This is a genomic window from Achromobacter ruhlandii (assembly GCF_902859695.1).
Taxonomy (GTDB): Bacteria; Pseudomonadota; Gammaproteobacteria; order Burkholderiales; family Burkholderiaceae_B; genus Achromobacter; species Achromobacter ruhlandii.
Genome location: NZ_CADIJL010000010.1, coordinates 130,698 through 145,926 on the forward strand (window position 1 = coordinate 130,698; position 15,229 = coordinate 145,926).

Sequence of the window (15,229 nt, forward strand, 5' to 3'; positions counted from 1 at the left end):
TGGAGAGTCCCCATGGACCTCGGCATCCTGCTCATCCAGAGCCTGAACGCCTTCCAGTACGGCCTGTTGCTGTTCCTGGTGGCCAGCGGGCTCACGCTGATCTTCGGCATCATGGGGATCATCAACCTGGCGCACGGCAGCTTCTACATGATCGGCGCCTACATGGCGTTCGCGCTGGGGCCGGCGGTGGATCGCTGGCTCGGCGGCGGCTTCGTCGCCACCCTGGCGGTGTGCGTGCTGGCCGCGGCCGCGCTCGGCTATCTGCTGGAGGCGGCGTTCTTCAGCTACCTGTATCGCCGCAACCACCTGCAGCAGGTGCTGATGACCTACGGCCTGATCCTGGTGTTCGAGGAACTGCGCAGCATCCTGGTGGGCAACGACGTGCACGGCGTGCCGCTGCCGTCCTGGCTGCAGGGCAGCATCGCGCTGGGCGACGTGATGACCTATCCGGTGTACCGGCTGTTCATCTCGGCGGTGGGCATCGCGGTGGCGCTGCTGCTGTACTGGGTCATCGCGCGCACGCGGCTCGGCATGATGCTGCGCGCCGGCGCCAGCAACCGCGAGATGACCGGGTCGCTGGGCATCGACGTCAACAAGCTGTACCGGCTGGTGTTCGCCGCCGGCGTGGCGCTGGCGGCGCTGGCCGGCAGCATCGCCGCGCCGGTGTCGTCGGTGTATCCGGGCATGGGCAACGGCGTGCTCATCATCTGCTTCGTGGTGGTGGTGATCGGCGGCATCGGTTCGATCCGCGGCGCGTTCCTGGCGGCGATGCTGGTGGGCGTGGTCGAGACCTTCGGCCAGGTGCTGTTCCCCGCCGCCGCGGGCGTGCTGGTGTACGTGCTGATGGCCGCGATTCTGCTGTGCAAGCCCGAAGGGCTGTTCAAACAGGGCTGACCATGAATGTGAATCGACTCCTGCCTGTCGCGACCCTGCTGGCGCTGGCCGCCTTCGCCTGGAACGGCAGCGACTACTACACCGGCCTGGCCGTGAAGATCATGATCTACGCGGTGTTCGCGCTCAGCCTGCAGTTGCTGGTGGGCGGCGCGGGGCTGGTCAGCCTGGGGCACGCGGCGTTCTTCGGCATCGGCGCCTATGCCGCCGCGCTGCTATCGCCGCAGTCGGAGGCGGCCAGCCTGTGGTGGCTGCTGCCGGCGGCGCTGCTGGCGGCCGCCGCCTACGCCGCGCTGACCGGCGCGCTGGCGCTGCGCACGCGCGGCGTGTACTTCATCATGGTGACGCTGGCCTTCGCGCAGATGGCCTACTACGTGTTCCATGACACCAAGGTCGGCGGCGGCAGCGACGGCATCTACCTGTACTTCCGGCCGCAGGCCAATATCGCAGGCTGGCTGCCATTCGACCTGGACCAGGGCAATACCTATTATTTCTTCGTGCTGGCCTGCCTGGCGCTGACCTGGGGCTTCCTGGCCCTGCTGCGGCGCTCGCCGTTCGGCGCGGCGCTGGCCGGCATCCGCATCAACGAACAGCGCATGCGGGCGGCCGGCTATTCGACCTATCCGTACAAGCTGGCGGCGTATGTGATCGGCGCCGCGCTGGCGGGGTTGGCCGGCTTTCTGTTCGCGCTCAAGGATGGCTTCGTCACGCCCGAGCTGCTGGCCTGGGAACAATCGGGGCTGGTGCTGCTGATGGTGATCCTGGGCGGCATGGGCAGCCTGGGCGGCGCGGTGCTGGGCACGGCCGCGCTAGTGCTGTTGCAGGAACTGTTCCAGTCGCAGGCGCTGTTCGGCGACTACGCGCGCCACTGGCACTTGCCGCTGGGCCTGGCCATCATCGCGCTGGTCGCGCTGCTGCCCGACGGGCTGGCCGGCCTGCCGGCGCAATGGCGCCGGCGCCGCGCCCGCCACGCCCCCAACACGCCGGCCTCGCCCGCCGCCAAACCGCTGGCCCTGCCGATCCAAGGAGAGCCCCATGCCTGATCCCCTGCTGACCGCCAACGCGGTCACCCGGCGCTTCGGCGGCCTGACCGCCGTCAACGGCGTATCGCTGGCATTGCAACGCGGCGAAGTGCATGCCGTCATCGGCACCAATGGCGCGGGCAAGTCGACCCTCATCAACATCCTGTCCGGCGAACTGGCGCCCAGCAGCGGCCAGGTGTCGCTGGGCGGGCGCGACATCACCGCCTGGGACCAGCCTGAGCGCGCCCGCGCCGGCCTGGGCCGCAGCTACCAGCGCTCGACCCTGTTCCCGGAACTGAGCGTGTTCGAGAACTGCCGGCTGGCGGCGCAGGCGCGGCGCCAGCGCTTCTGGCACTGGTGGCGGCCGGCCTCGGCCTGCGCGGTCAGCGCCGACCTGGCCGCGCACGCGCTGGAGCGCACCGGCCTGGCGGCCGACGCCATGCAACCGGCGGGGCTGCTGCCGCATGGCCGCAAGCGGCAGCTCGAGATCGCCATGTGCCTGGCCGGCGAACCGCAGGTGCTGCTGCTGGACGAACCGCTGGCCGGCATGGGCCCGGAGGAAACCGACCGCATCCTGGCGCTGCTGCAAACGCTCAAGGCCAACCACGCCATCCTGCTGGTCGAGCACGACATGGACGCGGTGTTCCGCATCGCCGACACCATCACCGTGATGGTCAACGGCAGCAGCATCGCCAGCGGCGACCCGGCGCGGATCCGCGCCAATGCCGAGGTGCGCACCGCCTACCTGGGCGAAGACCTGGACGGAGCACACGCATGCGCGCACTGATCGAGGCCGATGGCCTGCATGTGTACTACGGCGCCAGCCACGTGCTGCGCGGCGTCGGCCTGCGCATCGGGGCGGGCGAGTCCGTGGGACTGGTGGGCCGCAACGGCATGGGCAAGACCACGCTGATCCGCAGCCTGGTCGGCCAGGTGCGCAGCGCACAGGGCCGCGTGGCGGTGCGCGGCGCCGACTGCACCCGCGCCCGGCCGCACGCCATCGCGCGGATGGGCGTGGCCTACGTACCCGAAGGCCGCGGCATCTTCCCCAACCTGAGCGTTCGCGAGAACCTGCTGGTGGCGGCGCGCGCCGGCGAACAGGGGCGGCGCGACTGGACCTATGCGCGGGTGCTGGAGACTTTTCCGCGCCTGACTGAACGGCTGGGCCATGGCGGCCAGCAGTTGTCGGGCGGCGAACAGCAGATGCTGGCGATCGGCCGGGCGTTGATGACCAACCCCGACCTGCTGATCCTGGACGAAGCCACCGAAGGCCTGGCGCCGCTGATCGTGGCCGAGATCTGGAAGATCATCCGGCAGATCCGCGCCACCGGCATGTCGACGCTGATCGTCGACCGCAACTACCGCGCGGTGCTGGCGCACACCGACCGCTGCCTGGTGATGGAAAAGGGATTGATCGTGCAGGACGGCGACAGCGCGGCGCTGGCCGCCGCGCCCGAACAGCTGACTCGCTACCTGGGGGTCTGATTACCCCGCGCCGCCTGCTCGCGACGCGGGGCGGGCGCGTCAGATCAGCGCTTCGATCAGGAACGGGCCGCGGCGCTTCAGGCCGTCCTGCAAGGCGCGGGCGAAGCCTTCCACGGTATCGACGCTGACCGCCTCCACGCCCATGCCGCGCGCCAGGTGCGTCCAGTCCAGATAGGGTTCTTCCAGGTCGAGCATGCGGCGCGCGTTGCGGCCCGGCTCCTGCACGCCCACGTTCTTCATCTCCCCATGCAGCGTGGCGTAGGAACGGTTGGCCAGGATCACCGTCAGGCAGTCCAGATTCTCGCGCGCCTGCGTCCACAGCGCCTGCAAGGTGTACATGCCGCTGCCGTCCGCCTGCAGGGTGATGACCTTGCGGTCCGGGCAGGCCACCGCCGCGCCCGCCGCCAGCGGCAGGCCGATGCCGATGGCGCCGCCTGTCAGCATCAGCCAGTCATGCGGCGCGCTGCTGGCGCTGTAGATCGGGAATTCGCGGCCCTGGGTGATGGACTCGTCGCAGACGATGGCATTCTCGGGCAAGTGGTGCGCCACCAGGATGTTGACGGCGGCGCCGGTCAGCTTGCCGCTGGCCGGCACCTCGTAGGCCGGCGCGGGCGCCGCCAGGCGCGGCGCGTCGGCGGCGATGCCGAGTTCGTCGGCCAGCCATTCCAGCGCATGCGCCAGGTCCTGCTCGACGGTGGCCAGCACGATCTTCTCGCAGTCCTCTGGCGCCAGCAGGCTGGGCTTGCCGGGATAGGCGAAAAAGCCCACCGGGGCCTTGGCGCCGACCAGCACCAGGTGGCGCACGTCCTTGAGCTTGGCCACCGCCAGGTCAATCGGGTACGGCAGCCGGTCCACCGGCGTGCGGTCGCCGCCGCGCTCGACACGGCGGTTGGAGGTCTCGGACATGAGCCGCACGCCGGTGGCGCGGGCAATACGGCCGGCGGCCTTGAGCGCGCGTTCGCGCAGCGCGGTGCTGCCCAGCAGCAGCGTGGTGGTTTCGCCGGAGCGGATCGCCTTGGCGGCGGCGCGCACCGCTTCGATGGTGGTGTGCGGCACGGCCTCGTCGACCACCTTGGCCACCGCGGTGTCGGCCGGCAGCTCGGTCCAGGCGGAGTTGGCCGGCAGGATCAGGGTGGCGATGTTGCCCGGATGGCGGCGCGCCACGGCAATGGCCTCGGCGGCATCGGCCGACATCGATTCGGCCGACATGCCGCGCTTGACCCAGTGCGACATGGGCCGCGCCACGCCTTCGACGTCGCTGGTGAGCGGGGCGTCGTACTGCACGTGGTAGGTGGCGTGATCGCCGACGATGTTGACCATCGGCGTGCGCGCGCGCTTGGCGTTGTGCAGGTTGGCCAGGCCGTTGCCCAGGCCCGGCCCCAGGTGCAGCAGCGTCGCCGCCGGCCTGTCGGCCATGCGCGCGTAGCCATCGGCGGCGCCCGTCACCACGCCTTCGAACAGGCCCAGCACGCAGCGCATCTTCGGTTTGCGATCCAGCGCCGCGACGAAGTGCATCTCGGACGTGCCCGGGTTGGCAAAGCAGACGTCCACATCATTGGCCAGAAGGGTATCGCAAAGACTATCAGCGCCGTTCATCGTGTTTCCCTGGTTGTTTTGTATCGGGCGGGCGCAAGCGGCTGCGCGCCCTTCCCCGGCAATCATAGGGAGGGTAACGCAAACCGGCTAGAGCCATTTGCGGCGCCCGGCATGGAACCATTTCGGGGGTTCCGGCAGCCGGAATTTCCAGGGCGGCCGCGGCGCCGGCAAGCGCCGGAAACAAAACGGCCCGCGCAAGGCGGGCCGTTCGTGCTCAGGTCACCGCGATCAGCGGATCGGCCACGGGTACATCGCGCCGCCCTTGCTCCACAGCGCGTTGGTGCCGCGTTGCAGGCCCAGCTTGCTGTCCTTGCCGACGTTGCGCTCGAACACTTCGCTGTAGTTGCCCACGGCCTTGATGGCGTTGTAGGCCCACTTCTCGTCCAGGCCCATGTTCTTGCCGGCGCCCGGCGTCACGCCCAGGATGCGCGAGATGTTGGGGTTGTTGCTCTTGAGCATCTCGTCCACGTTCTTCTGCGTGATGCCGTATTCCTCGGCTTCCAGCAGCGCGAACAGCGTCCAGCGGACGATGCCCAGCCAGTTCTCGTCGCCCTGGCGCACCATGGGGCCGAGCGGCTCCTTGGAGAAGCGTTCCGGCAGGATCTCGTAGTCGTCCGGTTTGGCGACCTGCGTGGCGCGCACGGCGGCCAGCTGCGAGGCGTCGTCGGTGAAGGCATCGCAACGGCCCGACTCGAAGGCGCGCACGACTTCGGTGACCTTGTCGATCACGACCGGCTTGAATTCGATGTTGTTGGCGCGGAACCAGTCGGCAAGGTTCAGTTCGGTGGTGGTGCCCGGCTGCACGCAGACGGTGGCGCCGTTCAGTTCCTTGGCGCTTTTCACGCCCAGCTTCTTGTTCACCAGGATGCCCTGGCCGTCATAGAAGCTGGCGGCCACGGCCGACAGGCCCAGCGAGGTGTCGCGGGTCTGCGTCAGCGTGACGGTGCGCAGCAGCACGTCGACTTCGCCCGATTGCAACGCGGTGAAGCGTTGCTGGGTCGACAGCGCGGTGCCCTTGAATTTGGTCGGGTCGCCAAACACGGCGGCGGCGACGGCGCGGCAGATGTCCACGTCCATGCCTTCCCATTCACCCTTGCTGTTGGTGGCCGAGAAGCCCGAGACGCCGTCGGTCAGGCCGCACTGCACGTACCCCTTCTTCTTGACCGCATCCAGCGTGGGGCCGGCCACCGCCGCCTGGGATGCGCACGCCAGGGCAAGCGCGCCGGCAGCAAACGAAATCAACCGCTTCATTATTGCTTCTCCTGAATTAGATGCCCGCGCCGGCCTGTAGGCCTGCCGCGGCTGAAACCAAGCCCATGCTTTGCGGGCCGGCCGCCAGATTACGCCATGTCCACGGCGTGAACAACGCGCGCGAGCCTAGAGGAAACCCGAGTAGCAAGCGGTAGCGGAAATGCACTCGAAGTCCGGTGATCGAACTTTATTGACAGGTCCGCGCGGCGGTCGGGCGACCCCTGCGTGCCATACTTTTTTCGCGTCCTGTCCGCTGGACGGCGCACTCACCAACTCACAGAAAAACCGGCCGCGCCACAACAAAAACCCGGGACGCACACGGGCACACGGCCGACTCATGGAGGAGACAAATCCATGGCACTTGCAAGGAAACCGCAGCCCGGCAGCCTCGCGGCAAGGCACCGCCGCAACGCCCTCAAGACCCTGCTCTGCACCGCCCTGGCCGCCACCGGCCTGGCCGCCGGCCCCGCCCACGCGCAGGACTGGCCCAGCAAACCCATCAAGATCATCGTGCCCTATACCCCGGGCGGTTCTACCGACATCGTCACGCGCATCGTGGTCGAAAAGCTCGGCCCGCGCCTGAAGCAGACCATCATTGTCGAGAACCGCCCCGGCGCCAACAGCAGCGTGGGCTCGGCGATCGCGGCCAAAGCCGACCCGGACGGCTACACCTTCCTGTCGATCCTGCCGGCCTACATCATCAACTTCCATCTCTACAAACTGGGCTACAAGCCGGACGATCTGGTTCCCGTGGCGCAGATGGCCGACCTGCCGCTGTTCCTGTTCGTGGCGCAGGACCTGCCTGTCAACAGCGTCGCCGAACTGGTGGAATACGCCCGCAAGCATCCCGACAAGCTCACCTACGCCTCCAGCGGCAACGGCTCCAGCGCGCACCTGACCGGCGCCGATTTCGCGCTGCGCAACAACATCACCATGACGCACGTGGCCTACAAGGGCAGCGCGCCGATCCTCACCGACCTGCTGGGCGGCCGGGTGTCGATGGTGTTCGACCCGATCCTGGTGCCGATGCAGTACGTCAAACAGAACCGCCTGAAGGCGCTGGGCTTCACCGGCCGGCAGCGCTGGCCGACCGAGCCGTCGATACCCACCATGGAGGAAGCCGGCATGCCGGGCTTCGTCACCGGTTCGTGGGCCGGCCTGATGGCGCCGGCCAACACGCCCAAGCCGATCATCGAACGCATGGCGCGCGAGATCAGCGAGATCGTGCAGGAGCCGGACGTGCGCCAGAAATTCCTGGACGCCGGCTTCCTGCCGGCCAGCGGCACCTCGGCGCAGTTCGCCGAACTGATGAAGCAGGACTCGGCGCGCTATGCGGGAATCATCAAGCAGGCCCGCATCACCGTGGACTGATGGCCGCGGGGCGCGCCGGCAACCCGCGCCCCGCCTGATACGAAGGCAACCATGATCGACAAGTTCATCGACACCCCCGCCGCCGCCGTGGCCGACATCCACGACGGCGCCACCGTGCTGGTCAGCGGCTTCGGCGGCGCCGGCATGCCCACCGAACTGCTGCACGCCCTGATCGAGCAGGGCGCGCGCGAACTCACCGTGGTCAGCAACAACGCCGGCAACCACGAGACCGGCCTGGCCGCGCTGATCAAGGCCGGCCGCGTGCGCAAGGTGATCTGCTCGTTTCCCAAGGCCTCGCATTCGTGGGTCTTCGACGACCTGTACCGGCGCGGCGCCATCGAACTGGAATGCGTGCCGCAGGGCACCATCGCCGAACGGCTGCGCGCCGCCGGCGCCGGCCTGGGCGGCTTCTTCACCCCCACGGCCTATGGCACCGAACTGGCCGCCGGCAAGGAAACCCGCATCATCGACGGCCGCGGCCATGTCTTCGAAACCCCGTTGCACGGCGACTTCGCGCTGGTCAAGGCCGACCTGGCCGACCGCTGGGGCAATCTCACCTACCGCAAGAGCGCCCGCAACTTCGGCCCCATCATGTGCATGGCCGCGAAAACCACCATCGTGCAGGTGCGCGCCAAGGTGGCGTTGGGCGAGCTGTCGCCCGAGGCCGTGGTGACGCCGGGCATCTTCGTCAAGCGCGTCACCCAGGTGGCGCACTCCGCGTTCTCCAGTTGAAGGATTCCCCATGCCCACTCCCCTGACCCGCGAAGCCATGGCGCGGCGCCTGGCGCAAGACATTCCCGACGGCAGCTACGTCAACCTGGGCATCGGCATGCCGGTGCTGGTGGCCGCGCACCTGCCCGCCGGCCGTGAGATCGTGCTGCACAGCGAAAACGGCATTCTCGGCATGGGCCCGCCGCCGGCCGAGGACGACATCGACCTGGACCTCATCAACGCCGGCAAGCAGCCGGTGACGCTGCTCGACGGCGGCGCCTACTTCCATCATGCCGACTCCTTCGCCATGATGCGCGGCGGCCACCTGGACATCTGCGTCATGGGCGGCATGCAGGTCGCGGCCAACGGCGACCTGGCCAACTGGTCGCTCAACAAGCCCGGTGAGGCGCCGGCCGTGGGCGGCGCCATGGACCTGGCGGTGGGCGCCCGCAGCGTCTACATCCTGATGGAGCACAACAGCAAGGACGGCTCGCCCAAGATCGTCGAGCGCTGCGCCTATCCGCTGACCGGCGCCGGCGTGGTCGACCGCATCTACACCGACCTGGCCGTGATCGACGTCACGCCCGACGGCCTGTGGGTCCGGGATATGATCGAAGGCATGACATTGACAGCGCTGCAGGCACGCACCGGCGCGCCGCTGCGCGCAGGCTGATGCTGCCCCACCTTCCCCCGCCCGGCTACGCCGCGCCCCTCGCTCCCGAGGATCACCCTGATCAGTTGCGCGGCGATCCCGACTACATGCTGACGCTGGCGCGCGGCCTGCACGTGATCCGCGCCTTCGGCACCCGTCGCCATCCGCAGACCGCGGCCGAACTGGCGCGCCGCGCCGGCCTGCCGCGCGCGGTGGTGCAACGCTGCCTGCACACGCTGATCCTGCTGGGCATCGCCGAACAGCATGGCCGCCAGTACATCCTGACGCCGCGCATCCTGGGGCTGGGCTACGCCTACTTCTCGTCCACGCCGTTCGTCTCGCTGGCGCAACCGGTGCTGGAAGAACTGAGCGCCAGCGTCAACGAGACCTGCGCGCTGGCCATCATGGAAGGGCACGAAATGCTCTACCTGGCGCGCTCGGAAGTGAACCGGCTGCTGGCCACCTCGATGGGGCTGGGCAGCCGGCTGCCGGCCTATTGCACCTCGATCGGCCGCGTGCTGCTGGCGCAGTTGTCCGAGCCGGCGCTGGCGCGCTACTTCGCCGCCATCGAACTGCAACCCTACACCGAGTTCACCATCACCACCGAAGCGCGGCTGCGGGCCGAGCTGGCGCGCATCCGCGAGCAGGACTACGCGGTGGTCGACCAGGAACTCGAATTGAATGTGCGCGCCATCTCGGTGCCGGTGCGCTCGGCCAGCGGCAAGGCCTGCGGCGCCGTCAACGTCAGCGTCAAGGCGGCGCGGGTGCCGCTGGAGCGATTGACGGGAGAATTCCTGGCGCCGATGCGCCAGGCGGTGGCCAGGATCGGGGAATTCCTGGCGGCCTGAACGGCCGCCCCCCTACAGGTCGGTGGTGTCGAGCGTGAACGCGGCGGCGGCGCGGCCGATGCGGTCGTTGACCGCGTGCCACGCCTCGCTGTCCGGCGGCGCCTGCACGATGATGCGCGCGAAGCCCTGGCCGTCCAGGTCGCGCAACAACGCGTACAACGCCTGGGCGTAGCGCGCCGGATCGGCCGGCACCTGTTGCCACTGGATGCGCGCATCGACGGCCGCCGGCGGCGGCGTGTACGCCACCACCACGACCTTGCCCGGCGGCAGGCCGCGGCCTTGCAGCGCGGCTTGCAGGCGCGCGTCGGACGCCAGTTCCAGCGCCGTGCGCGGCGCATAGTGCGCCTTGAGCGTGCCCGAGGCGCGCGGCGCGGCGGCGTCGGGCGCGAACACCTGCACACCCAGCACGGCCTCGATCTGCGCGGTGCTGATATGGCCGGGGCGCAGCAGCACCGGGCCGGCGCCGCGGTCCAGCCGCGACAGGTCCAGGATGGTCGATTCGATGCCGACCTCGGCGGCGCCGCCTTCCAGCACCGGCATGCCGGCCGCGACCTCGTCGGGAAATTCGTGGCGCACGTGGTCGGCGCGGGTGGGAGATACCTGGCCGAACTTGTTGGCCGACGGCGCGGCCACGCCGCCCTGCCCGTTCGGCTTGCCGGCCGCGAACGCCGCCAGCAGCGCCTGCGCCACCGGATGCGAGGGGCAGCGGATGCCGATGCTGTCCTGGCCGCCGCTGACGGTGTCGGCGATGTGCGGCGCGCGCTTGAGGATCAGCGTCAGCGGACCGGGCCAGAAGGCGTCGATCAGCAGACGCGCCTCAGGCGGCACCTCGGCCGCCCAGTACGACAGGTCGCCCTGCGGCGCGATGTGCACGATCACCGGGTGGTTCGACGGCCGGCCCTTGGCGGCGTAGATCCTGCCCACGGCCTGCGGGTTCTCGGCGTCCGCGCCCAGGCCGTAGACGGTCTCGGTCGGGAACGCGACCAGCTCGCCGGCCAGCAGGCGCCGGGCGGCGTCGGCGATGTCCGCGGCGCTGGCGGAGTCGGGCGAAGCGGACATGGCGTTACTCGGGCGCCTGCATGCCCAGCGCGGCGGCGACACGCGCCGCGTCGGCCTGGGCCTGCTGCAGCGTCGGCGCGACGATGGTGACGTGGCCCATCTTGCGCCCGCGGCGCGCCTCGCGCTTGCCGTACAGGTGCAGCTTGGCCGTGGGCACCGCCAGCGCGGCGGCCCAGTCGGGCTCGCGCTGCGCGTCGCCGGAGGCCGACGGATACCAGATGTCGCCCAGCAGGTTCAGCATCACGGCGGGCGCCAGCAGGTCGGTGCCGCCCAGCGGCAGGCCGGCCATGGCGCGCGCCTGCTGCTCGAACTGGCTGGTGAGGCAGGCGTCCATGGTGTAGTGGCCGCTGTTGTGCGGACGCGGCGCGATCTCGTTGACGATCAGGCTGCCGTCCCGGAGCACGAAGAATTCCACGCACAGCACGCCGTGGTAGCCCAGGCCCTGCGCGATGGCCTGCGCGGCCGCGGTGGCCTGCGCCTGGCGTTCGGCGTGGGCGGCGTCGAGCTTGACCGGCGCCGCCGTCGACACGGCCAGGATGCCGTCGCGGTGCACATTGCGCGCCACCGGGAACACCACGCTGGAACCGTCGAAACCGCGCGCGAGCACGACCGAAATCTCGTAGTCCAGCGGCATCAGCGCCTCCAGCACGCAGGCCACGCCGCCGAACTCGGCGAACGCGGCCAGCGCGGCCTCGCGCGAATCGATGCGGGCCTGGCCCTTGCCGTCGTAACCCAGGCGCGCGACCTTGAGGATGCCGGGGAACAGGCTGTCGGGCGCGGCGCGCAGGTCGGCCTCGCTGCGGATGGCGGCGTGCGGCGCGACGGGGATGCCCTGGCTGGCGATGAAGGCCTTCTCGGCGATGCGGTCCTGCACGATGGCGACCGCGTCGGCGGCCGGGCTGACGCGGCAGCGGGCCGCCAGCGCGCGCAGGCTGTCGGCCGGCACGTTCTCGAATTCGGTGGTGACCGCCTGACAGGTCTGCGCCAGGCGCGCCAAACCGTCTTCGTCGTCATAGGCGGCCTGGATGTGCAGGTCCGCCACCATGCCCGCCGGGCATTCGGCGGCCGGGTCCAGCACCGCGACCTTGTAGCCCAGGCTTTGCGCCGCGTGACAGAACATGCGGCCCAGTTGGCCGCCGCCCAGCAGGCCGAGCCAGCCGCCGGGGGCAATGGTGAAAGCAGTCGATTGCGTCATGGGGATCAGGCCTCGGGCGGAACCTTCATGTCGCGCGCCGCCTGCGTCTGGCGCGCGCGGAATGCCACCAGCTTCTTGCGCAGGCCGGCATCGGTGCCCGCCAGCGTGGCGATCAGGTGCAGCGCGGCGTTGGCGGCGCCGGCCTCGCCGATGGCGAAGGTGGCCACCGGCACGCCCTTGGGCATCTGCACGATGGACAGCAGCGAATCCTCGCCGCGCAGGTACTTGGACGGCACCGGCACGCCGAACACCGGCACGTCTGTCAGGGCCGCCATCATGCCCGGCAGGTGGGCCGCGCCGCCGGCGCCGGCGATGATGCCGCGCAGGCCGCGATCAAACGCGGCGGCGCCATACTCGGCCATGTCCTGCGGCATGCGGTGCGCGGAAATCACGCGCGCCTCGTACGGCACGCCGAAGTCTTCGAGCATGGTGACGGCGTGCTTCATGACCTCCCAATCGCTGGAGGAACCCATAATCACGCCCACCACGGGGGTGGCCTGCGCCGCTGCGGAAGTCTTGGCTGTCATAACCGGTGTCGAGTCGTTGAAAGGCCGCGGCGGTGCCGCGAAACCCGGTATTTTACCCGGCGCCGGCGCCACCCCTATGGCGTATCGCCCGAACCCAGCCAGAGATAGCCGGTGGGATTGTCCGGGCAGGGCCCGAAACCGCATTGCAGCGTGGTGCTGCCCAGGTTGGCGAGCACCAGGATGAAAAACAGGGCCATGATGATCACACCCAGCGCCGACACCGGCCGCTTGAGCATGTTGTCGCCCCATTTGCGATCCACCGACAGCATCAGCACGCAGAACACGATCAGGACGCAGAAGGCGATAAAAGCCCAGGTGTAGAAGTGCAGGCCCAGGAACGGCGTGCCATAGCCCGGGTCGCCCGGCGCGATGTGCAGCAGCACCTGGCGGCCCGCCGCCACCATGCCGCCGAGCGAGGCGGCAATCGTCATGGCGTAGTGCATGGGCGACGGGCCCAGCCGCAGGTTCAGCAGCAATCCCACCCCGGCCAGCATGAAGGCCACGCGCTGCAGCAGGCAGAGCGGGCACGGCGGCTCGTCGTAGGCGAATTGCCAGGCGAAGGCCAGTCCCAGGATCGCGGTCACGCCCAGCAGGGCCAGCGCATTGAGCACGCGCGAGCCGCGCGCCGGGTTGCGGGAAAAGATCATGTCGGCGGGCCTACAGCGACAGCGCCAGCGGGCTGGTCATGTGGAACTGGCACCAGGCGGCGAACACGCCCAGGGTGATCAGCCAGAAGGCGACGCAGGGACGGCGCTTGCCCAGCAGGCCGAACCACACGGCGACCAGGCCGGTCAGGAAAGGCAACATCATGATCATGCGCGGCTCCTTTCTTCGTCCGGTGGGCGATGCGCCCGGGCGGCGGCAGCGGGCCGCGTCCGGCAAGTTGGCGGAAAGGAGGCCACGCGGGCGCGCCGCCAGCCTCCGGATGCAGGTTGCCGGCGAGTATAGCGTAACAATACGCAATAATTTTTACGGAAAAGCAGGGATTTCCCTGACCGTCCGGCCGGCGCGGACAAAAAAAACCGCCCGGTTCACGGGCGGCTCTCGGGGGGCGCGGCGCGCGCGTCAGGCGACCAGGCGGTCGAGCGCTTCGCGGTACTTGGCGGCGGTCTTTTCCAGCACGTCCTGGGGCAGGCGCGGCGCGGGCGGGGTCTTGTCCCAGGTCTGGGTCTCGAGCCAGTCGCGCACGAACTGCTTGTCGAACGAAGGCGGGCTGATGCCCACGCGGTAGCCGTCGGCCGGCCAGAAGCGCGAGGAATCGGGCGTCAACACTTCGTCCATCAGGTACAGCGTGCCGTCGTCGTCCAGGCCGAACTCGAACTTGGTGTCCGCGATGATGATGCCCTTGGTGGCGGCGAATTTGGCGGCCTCGGCATACAGCTTGAGCGTGACGTCGCGGATGCGCTCGGCCATCTCCTGGCCGACTTCCTTGACCACGTGGGCAAAATCGACGTTTTCGTCGTGCATGCCGAACTCGGCCTTGGCGGCCGGCGTGAAGATCGGCTCGGGCAACTGGCTGGCCTGCTGCAGGCCGGCGGGCAGCTTGATGCCGCAGACGGCGCCGGTGGCCTGGTAGTCCTTCCAGCCGGAACCGATCAGGTAACCGCGGGCCACCGCTTCCACCAGGATCGGCTTGAGGCGCTTGACCACCACGGCGCGGCCGCGCACCTGGTCGACTTCATCGGGCGCCACCACGTCTTCGGGCTTGATGCCGGTGGAGTGGTTCGGCAGGATGTGGGCCAGCTTCTGCAGCCAGAACTCGGTCAGTTCGGTCAGCACCTGCCCTTTGCCGGGGATGGGATCGTCGAGGATGACGTCGAACGCCGAGATGCGGTCCGACGCGACGATCAGCAACTTGTCGTCGCCCACCGCGTACATGTCGCGGACCTTACCGCGGCCCAGCAGCGGCAAGGACTTGATGCTGGATTGATGCAAAGCAGAAGTCACGGAAAAATGGCCTATGGCAAAAATGGGGGTCGCGCAAAGCGCATAGGTTACTGCAAATAGCCCCGTCTTGCCGCGCGGCGGGCCCCGGGTTAGTCTGGCCGGATTCCAAAAAATGCGCCGGCCGCGCACCGCGTCACGGCGCCCCCTTTTCACCTGGAGGAGACACAGTCGTATGCAGGATGCAACCCAGAAACGCCCGCCCCACGCCGACGCGCAGGTCCACCTGACCGGCGGCTGCCAATGCGGCGCGGTGCGCTACGCGGTGACCGAAGAGCCGATCATGGCGGCCACCTGTCATTGCCGCGATTGCCAGTATTCCAGCGGCGGCGCGCCGGCCCACGCGCTGATCCTGCCGGCCGGCTCGGTCACCCTGCTGCGCGGCAAGGCGCGCGAGCACCGCTACCAGGGCGATTCCGGCCACACCGTCATGCGCAGCTTCTGTGCCGACTGTGGCACGCCGCTGTTCGGCGGCTCCGACGGCATGGGCTACGAGGTGGTGCGGGCTGGCTCGCTGGACGACCCCGAGGCCTTCCATACCCGCGTCACCATGTGGACGGACTCGGCCCCATCCTGGCATCACGTGGACAGGACCGTGCCGCATTTCCCGCGCAACGCACCGCCCGCCTGACAGGGGCGGCGCGCAAAGAAAAAGGCGGGCCTCGCGGGCCCGCCTT

At 69.3% G+C, this 15,229-nt stretch carries 17 protein-coding genes; 9 read left to right on the forward strand and 8 right to left on the reverse strand.

Annotated elements, in window-relative coordinates:
- Positions 1-12: 12 nt before the first annotated feature.
- Genes HV742_RS14740 through HV742_RS14755 form a run of 4 tightly spaced genes read left to right on the forward strand, consistent with a single transcriptional unit; the run spans position 13 to position 3,398 of the window.
- Positions 13-894: a branched-chain amino acid ABC transporter permease gene (locus HV742_RS14740; protein WP_006385541.1), complete on the forward strand. Its 882-nt coding sequence runs from the start codon at positions 13-15 to the stop codon at positions 892-894.
- Between the two features lie 2 nt (positions 895-896).
- Positions 897-1,934, forward strand: a complete 1,038-nt coding sequence (locus HV742_RS14745; RefSeq protein ID WP_175145802.1) for a branched-chain amino acid ABC transporter permease — start codon at positions 897-899, stop codon at positions 1,932-1,934.
- Positions 1,927-2,700, forward strand: a complete 774-nt coding sequence (locus tag HV742_RS14750) for an ABC transporter ATP-binding protein (RefSeq protein WP_175145803.1) — start codon at positions 1,927-1,929, stop codon at positions 2,698-2,700. Before HV742_RS14745 ends, HV742_RS14750 begins: the two co-directional genes overlap by 8 nt.
- The gene (locus HV742_RS14755; RefSeq protein WP_059272322.1) at positions 2,688-3,398 is read left to right on the forward strand and encodes an ABC transporter ATP-binding protein; all 711 of its coding nucleotides are present in this window, start codon (positions 2,688-2,690) and stop codon (positions 3,396-3,398) included. The genes HV742_RS14750 and HV742_RS14755 overlap by 13 nt, the downstream gene beginning before the upstream one ends.
- Before the next feature lie 39 nt (positions 3,399-3,437).
- Here HV742_RS14755 and HV742_RS14760 read toward each other — a convergent pair whose 3' ends face one another.
- Both HV742_RS14760 and HV742_RS14765 read right to left on the reverse strand, forming a co-directional pair.
- A complete protein-coding gene (locus tag HV742_RS14760) occupies positions 3,438-4,994 on the reverse strand; it encodes an acetolactate synthase large subunit (protein ID WP_100504199.1) in 1,557 nt (518 codons plus the stop codon).
- A gap of 228 nt (positions 4,995-5,222) precedes the next feature.
- Positions 5,223-6,245: an amino acid ABC transporter substrate-binding protein gene (locus tag HV742_RS14765; RefSeq protein WP_006385546.1), complete on the reverse strand. Its 1,023-nt coding sequence runs from the start codon at positions 6,243-6,245 to the stop codon at positions 5,223-5,225.
- Positions 6,246-6,599: 354 nt separating this feature from the next.
- Between HV742_RS14765 and HV742_RS14770 the strand changes: the two genes are divergently transcribed.
- Genes HV742_RS14770 through HV742_RS14785 form a run of 4 tightly spaced genes read left to right on the forward strand, consistent with a single transcriptional unit; the run spans position 6,600 to position 9,827 of the window.
- Entirely contained in the window at positions 6,600-7,616 is a 1,017-nt protein-coding gene (locus HV742_RS14770) for a Bug family tripartite tricarboxylate transporter substrate binding protein (RefSeq protein WP_049075468.1), read from the forward strand.
- Positions 7,617-7,667: 51 nt separating this feature from the next.
- Entirely contained in the window at positions 7,668-8,348 is a 681-nt protein-coding gene (locus HV742_RS14775; protein ID WP_054501052.1) for a 3-oxoacid CoA-transferase subunit A, read from the forward strand.
- A 10-nt stretch (positions 8,349-8,358) separates the two neighbouring features.
- A complete protein-coding gene (locus HV742_RS14780) occupies positions 8,359-9,000 on the forward strand; it encodes a 3-oxoacid CoA-transferase subunit B (RefSeq protein WP_175145804.1) in 642 nt (213 codons plus the stop codon).
- Positions 9,000-9,827: an IclR family transcriptional regulator domain-containing protein gene (locus HV742_RS14785; protein ID WP_049075473.1), complete on the forward strand. Its 828-nt coding sequence runs from the start codon at positions 9,000-9,002 to the stop codon at positions 9,825-9,827. The genes HV742_RS14780 and HV742_RS14785 overlap by 1 nt, the downstream gene beginning before the upstream one ends.
- Positions 9,828-9,839: 12 nt before the next feature.
- On the opposite strand, the gene HV742_RS14790 is transcribed toward HV742_RS14785, so the two are convergent.
- From HV742_RS14790 to HV742_RS14815, 6 genes are all read right to left on the reverse strand, one after another.
- The gene (locus tag HV742_RS14790; RefSeq protein ID WP_175145805.1) at positions 9,840-10,886 is read right to left on the reverse strand and encodes an L-threonylcarbamoyladenylate synthase; all 1,047 of its coding nucleotides are present in this window, start codon (positions 10,884-10,886) and stop codon (positions 9,840-9,842) included.
- Between the two features lie 4 nt (positions 10,887-10,890).
- Complete coding sequence (locus HV742_RS14795; protein ID WP_175145806.1) at positions 10,891-12,081, reverse strand: 5-(carboxyamino)imidazole ribonucleotide synthase; 1,191 nt, start codon at positions 12,079-12,081, stop codon at positions 10,891-10,893.
- Positions 12,082-12,086: 5 nt separating this feature from the next.
- Positions 12,087-12,608: a 5-(carboxyamino)imidazole ribonucleotide mutase gene (gene purE / locus HV742_RS14800; protein WP_049075481.1), complete on the reverse strand. Its 522-nt coding sequence runs from the start codon at positions 12,606-12,608 to the stop codon at positions 12,087-12,089.
- A gap of 74 nt (positions 12,609-12,682) precedes the next feature.
- Positions 12,683-13,255: a disulfide bond formation protein B gene (locus tag HV742_RS14805; RefSeq protein WP_175145807.1), complete on the reverse strand. Its 573-nt coding sequence runs from the start codon at positions 13,253-13,255 to the stop codon at positions 12,683-12,685.
- A gap of 10 nt (positions 13,256-13,265) precedes the next feature.
- Entirely contained in the window at positions 13,266-13,424 is a 159-nt protein-coding gene (locus HV742_RS14810; protein WP_006390808.1) for a DUF5993 family protein, read from the reverse strand.
- Between the two features lie 249 nt (positions 13,425-13,673).
- Complete coding sequence (locus HV742_RS14815; RefSeq protein WP_049075485.1) at positions 13,674-14,555, reverse strand: phosphoribosylaminoimidazolesuccinocarboxamide synthase; 882 nt, start codon at positions 14,553-14,555, stop codon at positions 13,674-13,676.
- 172 nt (positions 14,556-14,727) lie between these two features.
- On the opposite strand from HV742_RS14815, the gene HV742_RS14820 reads away from it, so the two are divergent.
- The gene (locus HV742_RS14820; RefSeq protein ID WP_020926728.1) at positions 14,728-15,183 is read left to right on the forward strand and encodes a GFA family protein; all 456 of its coding nucleotides are present in this window, start codon (positions 14,728-14,730) and stop codon (positions 15,181-15,183) included.
- Positions 15,184-15,229: the final 46 nt, after the last annotated feature.

Bases quoted from the DNA above. Each gene is read 5' to 3' on its own strand.
- HV742_RS14740 (WP_006385541.1), top strand. From the start codon at position 13: ATGGACCTCGGCATCCTGCTCATCCAGAGCCTGAACGCCTTCCAGTAC.
- HV742_RS14745 (WP_175145802.1), top strand. From the start codon at position 897: ATGAATGTGAATCGACTCCTGCCTGTCGCGACCCTGCTGGCGCTGGCC.
- HV742_RS14750 (WP_175145803.1), top strand. From the start codon at position 1,927: ATGCCTGATCCCCTGCTGACCGCCAACGCGGTCACCCGGCGCTTCGGC.
- HV742_RS14755 (WP_059272322.1), top strand. From the start codon at position 2,688: ATGCGCGCACTGATCGAGGCCGATGGCCTGCATGTGTACTACGGCGCC.
- HV742_RS14760 (WP_100504199.1), bottom strand. From the start codon at position 4,994: ATGAACGGCGCTGATAGTCTTTGCGATACCCTTCTGGCCAATGATGTG.
- HV742_RS14765 (WP_006385546.1), bottom strand. From the start codon at position 6,245: ATGAAGCGGTTGATTTCGTTTGCTGCCGGCGCGCTTGCCCTGGCGTGC.
- HV742_RS14770 (WP_049075468.1), top strand. From the start codon at position 6,600: ATGGCACTTGCAAGGAAACCGCAGCCCGGCAGCCTCGCGGCAAGGCAC.
- HV742_RS14775 (WP_054501052.1), top strand. From the start codon at position 7,668: ATGATCGACAAGTTCATCGACACCCCCGCCGCCGCCGTGGCCGACATC.
- HV742_RS14780 (WP_175145804.1), top strand. From the start codon at position 8,359: ATGCCCACTCCCCTGACCCGCGAAGCCATGGCGCGGCGCCTGGCGCAA.
- HV742_RS14785 (WP_049075473.1), top strand. From the start codon at position 9,000: ATGCTGCCCCACCTTCCCCCGCCCGGCTACGCCGCGCCCCTCGCTCCC.
- HV742_RS14790 (WP_175145805.1), bottom strand. From the start codon at position 10,886: ATGTCCGCTTCGCCCGACTCCGCCAGCGCCGCGGACATCGCCGACGCC.
- HV742_RS14795 (WP_175145806.1), bottom strand. From the start codon at position 12,081: ATGACGCAATCGACTGCTTTCACCATTGCCCCCGGCGGCTGGCTCGGC.
- purE (WP_049075481.1), bottom strand. From the start codon at position 12,608: ATGACAGCCAAGACTTCCGCAGCGGCGCAGGCCACCCCCGTGGTGGGC.
- HV742_RS14805 (WP_175145807.1), bottom strand. From the start codon at position 13,255: ATGATCTTTTCCCGCAACCCGGCGCGCGGCTCGCGCGTGCTCAATGCG.
- HV742_RS14810 (WP_006390808.1), bottom strand. From the start codon at position 13,424: ATGATCATGATGTTGCCTTTCCTGACCGGCCTGGTCGCCGTGTGGTTC.
- HV742_RS14820 (WP_020926728.1), top strand. From the start codon at position 14,728: ATGCAGGATGCAACCCAGAAACGCCCGCCCCACGCCGACGCGCAGGTC.